General features: G+C 65.1%; 18 protein-coding genes and 2 pseudogenes. 8 read left to right on the plus strand and 12 right to left on the minus strand.

The genetic code is table 11. The features are described from left to right. Positions 1–24: 24 nt before the first annotated feature. Complete coding sequence (locus ABZ293_RS24825; RefSeq protein ID WP_355184271.1) at positions 25–408, minus strand: Tn3 family transposase; 384 nt, start codon at positions 406–408, stop codon at positions 25–27. A 3-nt stretch (positions 409–411) separates the two neighbouring features. Further along, positions 412–534, minus strand: a complete 123-nt coding sequence (locus tag ABZ293_RS24830; RefSeq protein ID WP_355184273.1) for a hypothetical protein — start codon at positions 532–534, stop codon at positions 412–414. Between the two features lie 354 nt (positions 535–888). On the opposite strand from ABZ293_RS24830, the pseudogene ABZ293_RS24835 reads away from it, so the two are divergent. From ABZ293_RS24835 to ABZ293_RS24855, 5 genes and pseudogenes are all read left to right on the plus strand, one after another. Further along, positions 889–2,040: pseudogene (locus tag ABZ293_RS24835) on the plus strand (class I SAM-dependent methyltransferase); the annotation flags it as partial. Positions 2,041–2,193: 153 nt separating this feature from the next. Next, positions 2,194–3,066 carry a TIGR03621 family F420-dependent LLM class oxidoreductase gene (locus tag ABZ293_RS24840; RefSeq protein ID WP_355184432.1) on the plus strand — a complete coding sequence of 291 codons (873 nt, stop codon included), beginning with the start codon at positions 2,194–2,196 and terminating at the stop codon, positions 3,064–3,066. 71 nt (positions 3,067–3,137) lie between these two features. Beyond that, positions 3,138–3,353, plus strand: a complete 216-nt coding sequence (locus ABZ293_RS24845; RefSeq protein ID WP_355184434.1) for a recombinase family protein — start codon at positions 3,138–3,140, stop codon at positions 3,351–3,353. A 62-nt stretch (positions 3,354–3,415) separates the two neighbouring features. Continuing rightward, positions 3,416–3,727, plus strand: a complete 312-nt coding sequence (locus ABZ293_RS24850; protein WP_355184275.1) for a hypothetical protein — start codon at positions 3,416–3,418, stop codon at positions 3,725–3,727. Between the two features lie 66 nt (positions 3,728–3,793). Continuing rightward, on the plus strand, positions 3,794–4,447 hold the full coding sequence (locus ABZ293_RS24855) for a cyclase family protein (RefSeq protein WP_355184277.1): 654 nt from the start codon (positions 3,794–3,796) through the stop codon (positions 4,445–4,447). On the opposite strand, the gene frdD is transcribed toward ABZ293_RS24855, so the two are convergent. The 10 genes and pseudogenes from frdD to ABZ293_RS24905 all read right to left on the minus strand — a co-directional run bounded on the left by frdD (position 4,444) and on the right by ABZ293_RS24905 (position 11,190). Beyond that, positions 4,444–4,806, minus strand: a complete 363-nt coding sequence (frdD, locus tag ABZ293_RS24860) for a fumarate reductase subunit FrdD (RefSeq protein WP_355184279.1) — start codon at positions 4,804–4,806, stop codon at positions 4,444–4,446. The two genes, ABZ293_RS24855 and frdD, sit on opposite strands and share 4 nt — an antisense overlap. After that, entirely contained in the window at positions 4,806–5,195 is a 390-nt protein-coding gene (locus ABZ293_RS24865) for a fumarate reductase subunit C (protein ID WP_355184436.1), read from the minus strand. Before ABZ293_RS24865 ends, frdD begins: the two co-directional genes overlap by 1 nt. Further along, entirely contained in the window at positions 5,192–5,935 is a 744-nt protein-coding gene (locus ABZ293_RS24870; protein ID WP_354952342.1) for a succinate dehydrogenase/fumarate reductase iron-sulfur subunit, read from the minus strand. Before ABZ293_RS24870 ends, ABZ293_RS24865 begins: the two co-directional genes overlap by 4 nt. 5 nt (positions 5,936–5,940) lie before the next feature. Further along, entirely contained in the window at positions 5,941–7,683 is a 1,743-nt protein-coding gene (frdA, locus tag ABZ293_RS24875) for a fumarate reductase (quinol) flavoprotein subunit (protein WP_355184281.1), read from the minus strand. Between the two features lie 19 nt (positions 7,684–7,702). Beyond that, positions 7,703–7,936, minus strand: coding sequence for a hypothetical protein (locus ABZ293_RS24880; protein WP_355184283.1), 234 nt, complete (start codon positions 7,934–7,936; stop codon positions 7,703–7,705). A gap of 181 nt (positions 7,937–8,117) precedes the next feature. Continuing rightward, complete coding sequence (locus ABZ293_RS24885; protein WP_355184285.1) at positions 8,118–8,357, minus strand: hypothetical protein; 240 nt, start codon at positions 8,355–8,357, stop codon at positions 8,118–8,120. Between the two features lie 162 nt (positions 8,358–8,519). Beyond that, positions 8,520–8,924, minus strand: coding sequence for a DUF302 domain-containing protein (locus ABZ293_RS24890; RefSeq protein WP_355184438.1), 405 nt, complete (start codon positions 8,922–8,924; stop codon positions 8,520–8,522). 27 nt (positions 8,925–8,951) lie between these two features. Next, a pseudogene (locus ABZ293_RS24895) lies at positions 8,952–9,407 on the minus strand (GyrI-like domain-containing protein); the annotation flags it as partial. 16 nt (positions 9,408–9,423) lie between these two features. Next, positions 9,424–9,951: a flavodoxin domain-containing protein gene (locus tag ABZ293_RS24900; protein ID WP_355184287.1), complete on the minus strand. Its 528-nt coding sequence runs from the start codon at positions 9,949–9,951 to the stop codon at positions 9,424–9,426. Positions 9,952–10,197: 246 nt separating this feature from the next. Continuing rightward, positions 10,198–11,190: a hypothetical protein gene (locus tag ABZ293_RS24905; protein ID WP_355184289.1), complete on the minus strand. Its 993-nt coding sequence runs from the start codon at positions 11,188–11,190 to the stop codon at positions 10,198–10,200. 248 nt (positions 11,191–11,438) lie between these two features. On the opposite strand from ABZ293_RS24905, the gene ABZ293_RS24910 reads away from it, so the two are divergent. The 3 genes from ABZ293_RS24910 (at position 11,439) to sulP (ending at position 14,588) form a co-directional block, all read left to right on the plus strand. Continuing rightward, complete coding sequence (locus ABZ293_RS24910) at positions 11,439–12,398, plus strand: acyl-ACP desaturase (protein WP_355184291.1); 960 nt, start codon at positions 11,439–11,441, stop codon at positions 12,396–12,398. Next, positions 12,391–12,624 carry a hypothetical protein gene (locus tag ABZ293_RS24915; protein ID WP_355184293.1) on the plus strand — a complete coding sequence of 78 codons (234 nt, stop codon included), beginning with the start codon at positions 12,391–12,393 and terminating at the stop codon, positions 12,622–12,624. Before ABZ293_RS24910 ends, ABZ293_RS24915 begins: the two co-directional genes overlap by 8 nt. Positions 12,625–12,875: 251 nt before the next feature. After that, positions 12,876–14,588 (plus strand): sulfate permease, encoded by a 1,713-nt coding sequence (gene sulP / locus ABZ293_RS24920; RefSeq protein ID WP_355184295.1) that lies wholly within the window; start codon positions 12,876–12,878, stop codon positions 14,586–14,588. The last annotated feature ends 8 nt before the right edge of the window (positions 14,589–14,596 follow it).

Genomic DNA, 14,596 nt, shown 5'->3' on the forward strand with positions numbered 1-14,596 from the left:
GACGCTGAGAGACCACCGTGAGCTCTATCCAAATGCCAGGCGGCTGTTCATGTTCAGCTTCACCTCACCGTAGGGGAGCACGTGGGACCAGAACAGCGGGGTCAGCCCGCGTTCGTCCTCGGCGGTCAGTTCGACCGGGCAGTCGGGGTCGTCGAGGATGTCCTGGATCATCAGCACGTTCATATAGACCAGGGCGGCCTGGCAGATCCGCAGGCACAACACACTCATCTCCTGCTCGTCGCGGCGGTTCGAGGCGATTTCGGAGTTCTTGCCGTAGAAGATGATCCAGTTCGCGCCGTTCCACGCCTCGACCACGTTCAGTCCGCTGTTGATCTCCCGCTGGAGCTCCGGAGAGCGCAGGTAGCGGGCCAGGAACACGGTCTTCTGGGCGCGGCCGAGTTCGATCATCGCCTAATAGGTCGGGTGCGTGGAGTTGGCCTTCATGAACCGGCGCAGGATCGCCTCGGTGGAGGCGGTGCCGGTGCGCACCACAGCCGCGCAAGCTACACCGAGATCACCACCAGCACTGGACAATTGCGGTACATGACACGATCCTTACGACCCCCGCGCTCGGGTTTCACCCCCGACTTGCGGCTGGTGACACGATCCTTACTGGCACCCCATGTTGCGGGGCACAACGTCGCTGACGGATCGATCATCGTGCATTCGGACCGAACCGTGTCGTCGTGCGAGTATTGGCTCTGCGTATCCGATCGGAAGGAACTGAACTGCTGTGAACATGGGCATGGTCTTGGGCGACCGCTGCTACCGCGCTTCGGCACAGGAGCGAGCCGTGCTGCCTTCTTCATGATCAGCGAGTAGCACGCGCCTGCTCCCCTTCGAAGCGTCGTCGACCAGTGACACCTTCGACCATCACGGGAGCATCACATGTCCACGGTCAGTTGGACCGAGAACGGAACCAGACGAACCGCCCGCTGGCACTCCGAGAACAGGACTCCGGCACCAGCCCGCATCGTTGTCGTCGACGATCATATCTCCGCACCCGCGGCCCTACGGCTGGCCCAGTCAGGCTCGGGTCTGCTCTGGCAAGGCGACTTCCACAACGCCAGGCAGCTTATGCGTGCCATGGACCGCCGCCTACCGCAGCGATCGAGTCCGGCATCTGCAGGCAGTGGCCTCGACGCCGCCTTCCATGGACACAGGAAGGCCCGCTCGGAACGAGCAGCGCTGCTCGGCAAAATATTGGTCGCGCTGGAGCGAGATCACTCGATTCGACTACGTCGGGCACCTGACGCGCGCGCGGCGTGCGAGCATGCGTATGGGAAGCCGACGAATGAGTCAGATGACGGCTCCAGTGGAGTAACGCTTGTCTCGCTTCCTGAACTTCTCGGCGTCATCGGCGCCTACGAGTGGCGCTGCAAGGGTATCGACATCGCTGCTCTGGGCGGACGGCTCCGCCCCGCGTATGGTGTCTTCGCTCCCACCCGCAACGAGTACATCGATCTCGTTGCCTCTGCCCCTTTGCCGCGCGGTATCGATCACCCGGTCGTGTTCGACGTCGGCACCGGAACCGGGGTGCTCGCTGCCATTCTCGCCCGGCGCGGCGCCCGAGCAGTACTGGCGACCGACATCAACCCGCGCGCAGTGCAGTGCGCGCGCGAGAACATGCAACGCCTCGGTCTCTCCGGCCGGGTTCGAGTTACCGAGGCGGATCTCTGGCCTGCCGGGCGCCGCCACGCCGACCTGATCGTATGCAACCCGCCCTGGCTACCAGGAAATCCGACCTCGGCTTTGGAAATCGGGATCTACGACCCCGCGTCCGGCGTGCTGAACCGCTTTCTCGGCAGCCTTGCGAACCACCTCACGCCACACGGTGAAGGGTGGCTGATCCTGTCGGACCTCGCCGAACATCTCGGCCTCCGGACCCGCGACGAGCTTCTCGCACGCATCTCCGACGCCGGTCTCGAGGTCATAGCCAGACACGAAACGGCTCCGCGCCACTCACGCAGCACAGACAGCACCGACCCGCTCCATGCTGCCCGAGCGCGCGAACGAACCGTTCTCTGGCGACTGGCGTCAGAGCGCCCACGGCTGTCGTTAGGTCAGGACCGCCCCGTCCGACCGACCCCCGCATCCACGGCCGGGACAGCAAACGAGCCACGGCGACTCGAGCAAAGTCGGCTATCGGCGAGGCGTGATAGATCGCAAGCATCCGTACAGAGAGGTAACCCTATGAGTGACAAGCTGTTTCGTTTCGGAGCCAATCTATCGGTGACCGCATCGCATGCCGAATTGCTGGATGAGGCCCGTGCGGCAGAAGATCTGGGCTACGACGTGATCCTCGTTCCGGATCACATCGGTATGCCGGCCCCGTTTCCCCTCTTGACCGCACTCGCCGCGGTAACCACCAGGCCTCGACTGGGCACATTCGTCCTCAACACGGCCTTCTACAACCCGGCACTCCTGGCCCGAGATGCGGCAACGACCGACCTGGCATGCGGCGGCCGCCTCGAACTCGGACTCGGAGCAGGATGGGCGCAGACCGAATTCGCGGCGGCCGGGCTACCGTTCCCGTCCGCCGGTAAGCGCATCGAGCATCTGGAACACACCATCACCGAACTACGCCGGATGTTCGCCGCAGGCGAGCCATCTGTATCCCAACACCCCGCACCACCGATCGTGGTGGCCGGTCGCGGTGACCGGCTGCTACGCACCGTTGCGCCCCACGCCGACGTCATCTCCCTGGCCAACATACCTGTGACCGAGCGCCCGTTCACGCCGGAGGCCGCCGAGCGCTCCCTCGCCGAACGTGTGGAGTTCCTCCGCACGGCAGCCGGGGCGCGATTCGACCATCTGGAACTCGGTCTCACTGTGGCAGCCGTGCATTTGGCCGACCAGGGTGAACCCGACCTCTCGCTGCCGCGCATGTTCGCCCCGGACCTCTCGGAGGAGGAACTACTCGCCCTACCGGGGGTCCTGCACGGTTCTCCCGACCAGATCGCCGAAACGCTGTACCGCTACCGTGAGCGGTACCGGCTGACCCACTTCGCGATCCCAGCCACCAGCATCACCGACTTCGCCAAGGTAATCAGCCGCATCAGCTGAGCGACGGGGATTTCGGGCGGCGGCGTACGTTACCAGCAGCCGTTGGGTAGTGCGCCGTCCGCTCGCCGCGGCTGTCGGCCGACCGTGCCGGTGATCAGGTGGTGGTCACCAAGCTGGACCGGCTCGGCCGCTCGCTCGAGCACCTGATCGAGTTGTGTCCAGCCACAGTTCGCCGTTCGCACTCGCGCGTACATCTGAGCCGCCCCCAAAAGCGCAGGTCATCAGGCCTATTCAGAGGCGTCGACGCGATCCGGCGTGCCCGAATCCACGAAAACACCTTTCCCTAACGACGTCCCATCGATTAACGTATCGCTATATAGCGGCACATTGATTGACGGGATGAAGACTGATGGAGATCGCAACAAAGTTCTGGACGGTCCGTCGAGTGGTGATCGTGACGCTGATCAGCATCGCGCTAGTGACCCTGACGATCGCCTCACCTCACCTTTTCGCGGCCTCGGCCGGACCTCGGGATTCGCACGCCCCCGGGAACAGCCATGGCTATGGATCCGGATCGCGCCCGAATAGCACCGACCACAGTCAGAACAACAGCGGCTACGGATATGGAGTGCGCTCCAATAGCGACAACCACGATCAGTACCGGGGCCGCAACGAAAACCCCTGCCAGTACACCCCCACGGGGACCTGCGGAGCGCGCTGACAACGAAAGCGGTAGATGGGCGACTGCTGCCCGCGAACCGCGGTATCGACCGGTACCGTCCCTGGTATGAGCAGAGCGATTGTGGAGCTCTCCCATCGGATCGCGGACGGCATGCTCACCTACCCTGGCTTGCCCGAACCGCGAGTCACTACCGATATTTCGCGTGGGCAGTCGCCACTGATCGACATGACCTACGACATTGCGCGCGTGGATATGGTCGGCAATACCGGGACCCATATCGATGCGCCCTTCCAATTCCACGCCGATGGCGCCGATATCGCCGAGCTGCCGCTGGAACGGCTGTTCAACGTGCCGATCGTAATGATCCGCGCGGCGAAAATCCGTGCGATTGGACCGGATATGCTCGGCGACCCGGCGCGGCTCTGGGGCAAGGCGGTGCTCGTGCACACCGGATGGTCGGCCCGGTGGGGTTCGTCCGCATACTGGGAGCCCGGCCATCCATTCCTGGTCGGCGAGGTCGCGGATGCGCTGGTCGCCGCCAATGTGGCGTTGGTGGGAATCGACTCGCTCGACATCGACGATATGTCCCTGCCGACGCGGCCGTGCCACCATGCGCTGCTCGGTGCGGGAATCCCGATCATCGAACATATGACGAACCTGGACGCGGTTCCCGACATCGGTGCCAGGCTCGTCGCGCTACCAGCGCCCGTACACGGGATGGGCTCGTTTCCGCTGCGCGCTGTCGCCTGGACCGATTAAGACGGCACGCGCAGCAGGAGGTAAGCCGCAATTCCCGAGCCGATGACGGCTCCGCCGTAGCAGACCAGGATGATCAACCCACTGAACTGCTCGAGCCGCAAGCCGTGCTCCACCGTGTACCGGAAGCGGTGGGCCCAATGGAACAGAGCCAGCACACAGAGTCCGAAAAGTACCAGCCGGGTGACAGGATGACGCAACACCGCGAGCAGGTGTGCGTGGTCCGGCGCGGGAAGCCAGTCCAATGGGAAGGCGAGGCCGAACAGGAACAGCAGCACCGGTATGAGCAGCGCGGCGGCCATTCCGCCGATGCCGAACAGCAGCCACGCCAACGGTTCCAGGGACCTCTTTTTCGTCGTCATCACAGCACCACCAACAACACGATCGCCGTCAGCAGGCCCCACAGCAGGTAGTTCAGCCCAACGATCACCCCCGGTGCAACGCGCCGGTTCCGTATCCGCAGCACCATCGCCTTGGGCGCGAGGCTGAACCAGGTGACCGTGTGCAGCAGCACGAACAGCAGAGCGATCGTGTTCAGTGCAACCACCCACCCAGTTGCGCTCCAACTGAGAAACCGCTGGTACTCCTCGTTTCCGGAACTGACCGCATGGACCAGAAGCAGGAGAAATACCACGAACCAGGCGACGAACACGCTGCTGAGTTCGCGCAGGGCGAAGATCAGGTACGAGCGACGTCGCGCCCACCAGAACGTGGAGACCGGCTTTCGGTACAACCGGGGTGTCGTGGTCATCGTGCGCGCCAAGGCATGAGGAAATCCCGCAGCGATTGCGTGGCCGCGGTCAGCTTGTAGCGTTGGATCGCACCTGCCGGGTCGACCCCTTTGGGGCAGGCGGTGGTGCACTCGCCGACGAAGGTGCACGACCATACGCCCTCGGCGGAGGCCAGCACGTCGCGCCGATCTGCGGCGCCTTCATCGCGCGAGTCGAGGTTGTAGCGTTGGCCAAGCGCGATTGCCGCCGGACCGATGAACTCGGGCTCGAGCGCGAAGACCGGACAGGCCGAGTAGCAGAGCATGCAGTTGATGCACATGCTGTACTTCTTGTATTCGTCCATTTCAGACGGTGTTTGCAGGTACTCGCCGTCATCGAGCGGCCGATCTTCCTTCCTGATCAGCCATGGCTTGACCGCGGTCAGCTTGTGCATGAAGTCGCTGATCTCTATGACGAGATCCCGGATCACCGGAAAGTTGCGCAATGGCTCGACCCGCACCGGCCCCGGCGCGTAGTCGGTCAGGAATGTGGCGCAGCTCAGTTGTGGCTCGCCGTTGACGGTCATACCGCAGCTACCGCAGATACCCATCCGGCACGACCACCGGTACGACACCGTGCCGTCGAGGTAGTCCTTGATGTAGTTGAGGCCGTCGAGCACCGTCCATTCCTTGCGCAGCGGAACCTCGTACAACTGCATTACCGGTTCGTCATCTCGATCCGGTCGATAGCGCGCGACCTGCAGGGTTATCCGGTCCGCCATCGCCATCACCTCCCATATACGCGTTCGCCCGGAGGCCAGCGAGTAATCGTTACCGGGAGGTACGAGACGCGACCCGAACCGTCCGGCTGTCGATGGACCAGCGAATGGGCCAGGAATCGCTGGTCGTTCCTGGCGGGGAAATCGGTCCGTTGGTGCGCACCCCGGGATTCCTCCCGTGCCAGCGCGCAGGCGACGATGCATTCGGCCACGTCGAGCATGCAGGACAGTTCCAGCATCGCCACCAGTTCGGTGTTGAACGCTCGGCTGTGATCATCGAGGCGAGCGCGGCCGAATCGATCGCGAAGCTCGCGCACCTTGTCGGCAGCCTCGGCGAGGAAGTCGCCGTCTCGGTAGATCCCGGCACTGGTCTCCAGCGTCTCCTGCATCTCGGTGCGGATGTGGGCGATGCGTTCGGATCCCTCGGCATGTCGGGCGAGGCCTCGTTCCAGCCGGTCCTGTTCGGCGCGGCCGCGTGCCAGGACCGCCGATGTCCGGCGGGCGGAGGCCGAGCTCGTGTACTCGGCGGCGGCACGACCGGCTCGCGCACCGAAGACCAGCAACTCCGGCAGGGAATTCGAACCGAGCCGGTTGGCGCCATTGATACTGACGCAGGCGACCTCTCCGACGGCGTACAGGCCCTCCAGGGGTGTCGCGCCGTGGATGTCGGTATGGATGCCGCCCATCATGTAGTGCACGACCGGGCGTACCGGGATCAGTTCCCGCACCGGGTCGATGTTCTGGTACTTCGAGCACAGCTCGCGCACGAACGGCAGTTTCGTGTCGATGAGATCGGCACCGAGGTGGCGCAGGTCGAGGTGGACGACGTGTCCGTACGGTGTGCCGATGGTCCGGCCCTTGTCGAGTTCGTGCACGAAAGCCTGTGACAGCCGGTCGCGTGGCCCGAGTTCCATGCTGCGCATCACCGGCACCGGTGATGGCGTCCCGAGGTCGTAATCCTGCAGGTAGCGGTAACCGTCCTTGTTGAGCAGCCAGCCGCCCTCCGCGCGCGCCGCCTCGGTGATCAAGATGCCCGTGAACGGAAGGCCGGTCGGGTGGTACTGGACGAACTCCATATCTTTGAGCGGCGCGCCTGCCCGGTAGGCCAACGCCATACCATCGCCGGTGTTGATATTGGCGTTGGTGGTGAACGGATACACCCGGCCACAGCCGCCGGTGCACACGATGACAGCGCTGGCGAGAATGGTTTCGACGCGTCCGGTGGCCAGTTCGATGGCTACGATGCCGCCCACCTTGCCGTCGTCGATGAGCAATGTGGTGGCGAACCATTCGTCGTATCTGACGATGTCTCGATACGACAGTGCGGTCTGGAACAGGGTGTGCAACAAGTGGAAACCGGTCTTATCGGCTGCGAACCAGGTGCGGTTGTTCGTCATGCCGCCGAACGCCCGTACCGCGATGTGCCCGTCCGATCGACGGCTCCATGGACAGCCCCAATGCTCCAGCTGCAGCAGCTCCCGCGGTGCTTCCTCGACGAAGGCCTCGACAGCGTCCTGGTCACAGAGCCAATCGCTGCCGGAGACCGTGTCGTATGCGTGTTCTTCCAAGCTGTCGCCGGGACCGGCGACTGCGGCGGCGCCACCCTCGGCAGAGACGGTGTGGCTGCGCATCGGATAGACCTTGGAAACGATCGCGATACTCAACCGCGGATTGTGTTCGGCGATGGCGATGGCCGCACGCAGGCCCGCGCCGCCCCCGCCGACGATCACGACATCGTGAGAAGCGGTCATCGTGCACCACCATCGTGGGTCAGGCCTCGAAGTCGGCGCTGCGCTCGTCCATCAGGACCTTGCCGTCATGGCGGACCGTTTCGATCCGAACGCAGCCGTCGTGGTATTCGTGCCGAATCTTGCGGCAGCCACAGTCGTAATGCAGATCGTCGATAACCAGGCCCGCTTCGTCGTCTTCACGGTGGCGAGCCCCGCCCCTCAGTTTCCCGCATGGGGCGCGTTCGGTGCTGAACTGCTCGGTGATGCTAAGCATCTCCACCTCCCGGCGAACCGGTGGCACACCTTACTGACCGGTATAGATACATAAGCGTACGCGCATTGCACCGAGGCCGCAGGCGGCGTTCCGGCTCTGGCGGACCTGGCCCCACCTGCATCGACGCGTTGTAGACGAACCGGTCCGGTGTCGGCCCGGACGGGCTCCGCAATTCAAGTAGTCACGTACTCGATACGCGGGTGGCAACACTGGAAGTTACCCAGCGGCCGGACAGTCGGCCGGTTGCCGGACCGGGCAGGGTCATCGTCGGCGTGGAAGATGACGGCGGCGGGGTGATCGTGATCGGCGGAAAGGTCGTGAAGATCCACCCCGATCGCCGGTGTACGCAGTCGTCGAAGAGCTGGCTCAGCTGCAGCAGGCTGGCTCGCTCGCCGATGCAGCGGCGCGTGATGTCGTGCATCGCAACTCGATTCGTGCCGTCGCGTCGCTGATGAACGACGAACTGTCGAGGATGGAATCGCCGTGTGTTCCGTTCAGCACGCGAGAGGTGCTGACCGAAGCGCAGATCTCAGCATCCTTGGCCCGCTCAGCGGAGTCGGTGGACAGCTGATCACAACGAGGGCTATTTCGTTTCCGGCAAACGCTTTTCGACGGTTTCGAGGGCAGCTGATAAGCGTTCGCGCGCCTCTCGGGCGACCGCGTGTAGTTCGGGCTGGTCGGTGTGGTGCAGCAGCTCGCCGCACAGCAGCAATACCGGGTCGGCCGCCTCGACGAGTGTGGTGTCGTCGTCTGTGCGCACGACGACATTGCAGGGCAACAACAGACCGACTCGGGGATCGGCGGCCAGCGCCCGTTGCGCGAGGACCGGGTTACAGGCGCCGAGAATCAGATACTCGTCCATCCAGATGTCGAGCTTCGCCCGCAGCGTGGCGCGCATGTCTATCTCGGTCATGATGCCGAAGCCCTGCTCGGCCAATGCCTTTCGAAGCTCCGAGACGGTAGCGGCGAACAGTGCGGGCACCCGGATGGCGAGGGCGGCAGCGACCGGCCTGCGGATCTCGGTCACGAGATCACCGGGTCGTACCGCCGCCTCCGGTGCGATCAGATACACCTCGGTCGGCGGTCCGACCGGCTGATAGTTCGAGGCGCGGATCCATTCGTCGAGCGCACGGTAGGCGTCGCCGATGCGTTGATAGTCGCCGCGGTGTCTGGTGCTGGCGAACAATCTGGGCTCGAGACGGCGCAGGCTGACTTGTTCAGCAATGTCATCGAGTGCGCCGTCGGCCACCGGGAGGCCGAAGTCCACATCCGTGGTCATACCTGGTCCGAGCATGCCCAGATACGTCGTCGAGGGGGCTCCGGCCGGGGCCAGGCCGGTGCGCTCGGCCAACTCATAGAGGGCCCGCATGCCCGCGCGGACATCGTCGCCAGCATGGTCGGCGCGCACGGTCCGGCGCAGTTCGAGCATGGCAGTGGTATTCGATTCGACGACCGTGACCCGGTACGACATTGTGCCTCCGCCGGTCTCAGGACCGGTGCGCGCTGCGGTCGAGTTCAGTGTGGGCCAAGCGATCGGCCCATGCCCGCGCGCGTTCCAACTCGCCGGCGGTGAGCGGGCCGAGGGTACCGTCGACGAAGAAGTCCTGTGGTACGTCGGCCAACTCATATCCCAAGCGCCGCAACCGTTTTCCGGCACCTCGCGCGGCCGATCCCGGCAGCCAGGACGGTTTCGCCGCCTTGGTTCCGAAGGCCGCGGCCCGCGAGCCCGGTGGCACCGGCAGCGCCGCGTCCAGCCATTCCCGCATACCGATGTCGACTGCGACCGGCGCCTCGGTCCGTGTCGCCGCGTCACGCCGGGTTCGGGCCCGGCTCATCCCGAAGGCATGTGTGGGAGCGCCGACCACCAGCAGATCCACCATCGGCTCGGGGCGCTGGGCGGCGGCCACCACATCCAGCACCTCGACCTCACCGTATTCGCTCACTCCCGCTGCGATCGCCTTGGCAATGGCTGCGGTGTTGCCGAACATCGATTCGTAGACGACCCGGGCCCGCATTTCGCTCTCCTCTGCCTTCTACCTGCGGAAATTCCTTCGTCCCTGACGCTACGTCCGTGCAGGGCACGCGCATAGTGCCCAACTGACGCACGCCGAGGGACTTTCGGCCATCCCGCACGGACCGCGCCATGCTGGCGCGTGTTCGCCGGCTAGGCTGCGGGCGGGCCGACCGCAAACCCGGCGTCCGGCAGTTGATTCCGACCTCCGCGCATTCCTCGTGGCGACGAGCCGGATGAGAATTGGCGCTCAGACCGCACGGATCTCCAGTACCTCGTCGAGTGGGCGCCGTGGCGTCGGAGTGGGGTCGGTGTCTTCTGGTGCGGTGCCGATACGGACCACGACCTGCGGTAGATCCGGCTGGGGGATCAGATCGGTGATCACTGATCGGCTGGTGGCGAGTTCGGTGATGTGGGTCAGTGCACAGGTCGCCAGGCCGCGTGCGGTGCATTCGAGGAGCAACTCCGACAGCGCCTCGCCGGTATGCAGCCACTGCGCGGGTGTCTCACCGAGGGTGCTCAGTACCAGCAGCCGGGCCTTGTCCTCGAGATCGCTGCGGCGGACCGAATACGGCGCGGATGGGAAGGGGCGCCCGACATCGACCCTAACCGCCTCGGCATCCGATACGAGCGCAGCCACCGGGACACCTTCCCGAGTGTCCGAATGCCCTGTCCACCAATGTAATTCGGTTTGATACGGCATATCGTAGCGGCGCAGCGCGGTGGCGTGCTCGGTGGCCGCGGCCAGCCGCGGCCGGTTGCTCTCGGCGATCTCGTCGACCGACACATGGTGTGGCCGTGCCAGTTCGCGCACCGTGGCGAGCACATCGAGCCAGCCGGGCGGCGCCAGCATCGGCAACCGGTCGGTGCGGCGTCGGCGGATGGCGCGGATCCTGGCGGCAGTCGTATTCAGCGCGCCGGGCCACGGCCGGAACTCGAGGGTGGCCAAGTGCCCGGGCACATTCGGATCCGGGAATCGGGTGACCTCGGCGAACCAGCCCATCGACATGAAGGCCAGGCGCGCGTGGTCGAGCACGGCACCGCAGCTGATCACCAGTTGTCTGCCGAGCGGGTCGGCCGAGCGCAACAGCCTGTCGGTATCGCTGTGCAACTGCAGTCGCGCACCGTCGAACACCCAGCGCCACGGCTGAGTGTTGTGCACCGATGGGGCCCGGCAGGCGAGCATCAGCGCCATTCGCACGTCCCCCAGATCGGGTGTGCTCGCACGGTCGCTTGCGTTCATGCTTCGAGTGTCGACGCCGACAACAGCGACCGCGACAGGCATTGCGCACAGGATCCAGGGTCCATGGTCACAATCGGCGCGAGTCGGCTCGCGCCGCGGCGTCGAATGTGATTCTCGCGGCTCCGAAGTTGAGGCATTCGGTCCTGGGTTGCCGGGGACCTTCGCCCCTGGGCGGCATCGGGCCGCGGTGGTGGCATGGGGAGCCGACGTCGGCGGACTCATCGAGAAGGAAAGGTAGGCAACACCAATTGACGCGTGAGCTGACCCAACGCGAGATACTGGCCGAACTGGAGCCGATGGCCGAGGAGTGCGTGCACCGGCACCTGTCGATGTCCAAGGATTGGCATCCGCACGACTACGTGCCATGGGATGAAGGCCGGAACTTCGCCGCCCTCGGCGGAATCGATTGGGAGGCCGATCAATCCTCGCTCAGCGAGGTCGCCAAGGCCGCGATGATCACGAATCTGCTCACCGAGGACAATCTGCCCTCCTATCACCGCGAAATATCCGAGAACTTCTCCCGCGACGGTGCGTGGGGCACCTGGGTCGGCCGGTGGACCGCCGAAGAAATGCGCCACAGCACCGTGATTCGCGACTATCTGGTGGTGACCCGAGGCGTCGATCCGGTCGCGCTGGAAGAAGCCAGAATGGTGCACATGACCAACGGCTTCTCGTCCGGGGTCGGCCCGGCCGAAGTCGACAGCGGTGCCGGATTCTTGCATTCGGTTGCCTACGTGAGCTTTCAGGAGTTGGCCACCCGGGTCACCCACCGCAATACCGCCCGAGTCTGTGCGGACGCGGTCGCCGACAAGATGTTGCAGCGCATCGCCGCCGACGAGAACCTGCACATGATCTTCTATCGCACCATGTGCGGCGCGGCACTGGATCTGGTGCCGGATCAGGCGATCGAGGCCATCGCCAATATCGTGCAGAACTTCCGGATGCCCGGCGCCGGAATGCCGAACTTCCGCCGCAACGGCGTACTCATGGCCAAGCACGGTGTCTACGACCTGCGCCAGCACCTCGAAGAGGTACTGCAGCCGGTGCTACGGCAGTGGAATCTGTTCGGCCGCACCGATTTCAGCGCGCGCGGCGAACAGGTCCGGGAACGGCTCGCCACGTTTCTCGAAGACCTGGCACAGGTGCAGATCCCGCGTTTCGAGGAACAGCGCGACCGCGCTCTGGCCCGCGAACGTGCCCGTGTCTGATCGACCTGCCCGCACCTCATCACCCGGCGCGGACTTGTCGGGCACCTCGGTGGTCGTCGTCCCGGACCGTCGATGCTGGTCCCACCGCACTGTCGCCTCGAATCGTCCGGTGGCCGCCGCGTATGCGCCGACGGTCACGACTCTTTCCGGAGACATCGCGATCGTCGCGGGCACAGCGACTTTTGTCGCGTTCTCGGCCCGGATCCGGCTTGCCGCGGCGGTGTAGCTCGCGGTGCCCGCCGCACCCGCGGCGGGCACCGCGATGAGCATGACAATGATCGCGAACAGCCATACCCCGCCTCGATCCGATCCGACCTACGCATCAGCGCAGTGCAGCGCCACAGTCATCCCCGCCACGAACGGATCGGCAATGATGGGTATTCCGACATATTGATACGTCGGCCGTGGTACCCACATCGCCCCGGTTGAGTACTTTCGGCTGTCGCGTCGGGTTCCGCGACGCACAATGCTGGAAGGGTGCTGGCACGTTTCCTTCCGGGGCTGCGGCAATTCGATGGCTACCAGCGGGCGTGGCTCCGGTCCGACGTGGTCGCCGGTATCACCGTGGCCGCATATCTCGTGCCACAGGTGATGGCTTATGCGACGGTGGCGGGTCTGCCGCCGGTGGTCGGGCTGTGGGCGGCGATCGGGCCACTGGCGGTCTACATCCTGTTCGCTACCTCGCGGCAGCTATCGGTGGGGCCCGAGTCGACAACCGCTTTGCTCACCGCGGTCGCACTGGCCCCGCTCGCGCTCGGTGATCCGGGCCGCTATGCGTCCCTCGCGGCGGTGCTCGCCCTGCTGGTCGGCGGGCTGTGCCTGATCGGTGCGGTGGCCCGGCTCGGCGTGCTGGCCGACCTGCTGTCCAAACCGGTTCTGGTGGGATATCTGGCCGGTACCGCGGGGATGATGATCGTCGGCCAGCTCGGGCGGGTGACCGGTGTGCCGGTCGAGGGGGAGTCGTTTCTCACCCAATTGCGTTCGTTCGCGGCACAGCTGGATAACTGGCATTGGCAGACCAGTGTGCTCGCCGCGGCAGTGCTCGTTGGACTGCTATTGCTGTCCTGGCGGGCGCCGCGAGTGCCAGGACCGCTGTTGGCGGTGCTACTGGCCGCCGCGGTGGTGGCGATGTTCTCGTTACAGCGGTACGGCATCGAGGTCATCGGGTCCATCCCAGCCGGGATTCCGGTGCCCGGTCTGTCCGATGTGGCGGCCGGAGATATTGCGCAACTGATTCTGCCCGCGGTCGGCATCGCCGTGGTCGGCTTCTCCGACAATGCGCTCACCGCGCGTGCGTTCGCGGCCCGGCACGGCGATCATGTCGAGGCGAATACCGAACTCGCCGCGCTGGGGGCAACCAATGTGGCGGCCGGGCTACTGCACGGTTTCCCGGTGAGTTGCAGCAGCAGCCGGACCACGATCGCGGATGCCATGGGCGCCCGCACGCAGCTGTATTCCATTGTGGCACTGGGAGGTTTGTTCGCCGTGCTGCTCGGCGCGCGGGGTATCCTGGCTTCCTTTCCCAAGGCGGCGCTCGGTGCGCTCGTCATCTACGCGGCATTGCGCTTGATCGATCTGGTCGAGTTCCGGCGGATCGCCCGGTTCCGACGCAGTGAGCTGGTGCTGGCGCTCGGCACGGTCGTCGCGGTGCTGGCGCTCGGCGTTCTCTACGGCGTGCTGGTGGCGATCGCGTTGTCGATCTTCGATCTGCTGCGTCGGATCGCGCGGGCCCACGACGCCATTCTCGGGTTTGTTCCCGGGCTTGCCGGCATGCACGACGTGGATGACTATCCGGAGGCAGAACTGGTTCCCGGAGTCGTGATCTACCGCTACGACGCACCCCTGTGCTTCGCCAATGCCGAAGACTTCCGGCGGCGCGCTCTCGCGGCGGTCGACTCATGCGTCGAGCACGGCGGGCGGCCGGCGCGCTGGTTCGTGCTCAATGCCGAGGCCAATGTGGAAGTGGACCTCACCGCGCTCGACGCGGTCGAACAGCTTCGGTCGGAGCTGGCGGCGCGCGGCATCGTCTTCGCCATGGCGCGGGTCAAAAAGGACCTGCGCGACGACCTCGATGCCGCAGGATTAACCGCCAAAATCGGCGACCAGCACCTCTATCCCACCCTGCCGACAGCGATCGAAGCGTTCCGGGCCGACCGTGATGCGGGGTCCGAGGACCCTAATGGTCTATGACTTTCGTC

The organism is Nocardia sp. NPDC005998 (assembly GCF_040614395.1).
Taxonomy (GTDB): Bacteria; Actinomycetota; Actinomycetes; order Mycobacteriales; family Mycobacteriaceae; genus Nocardia.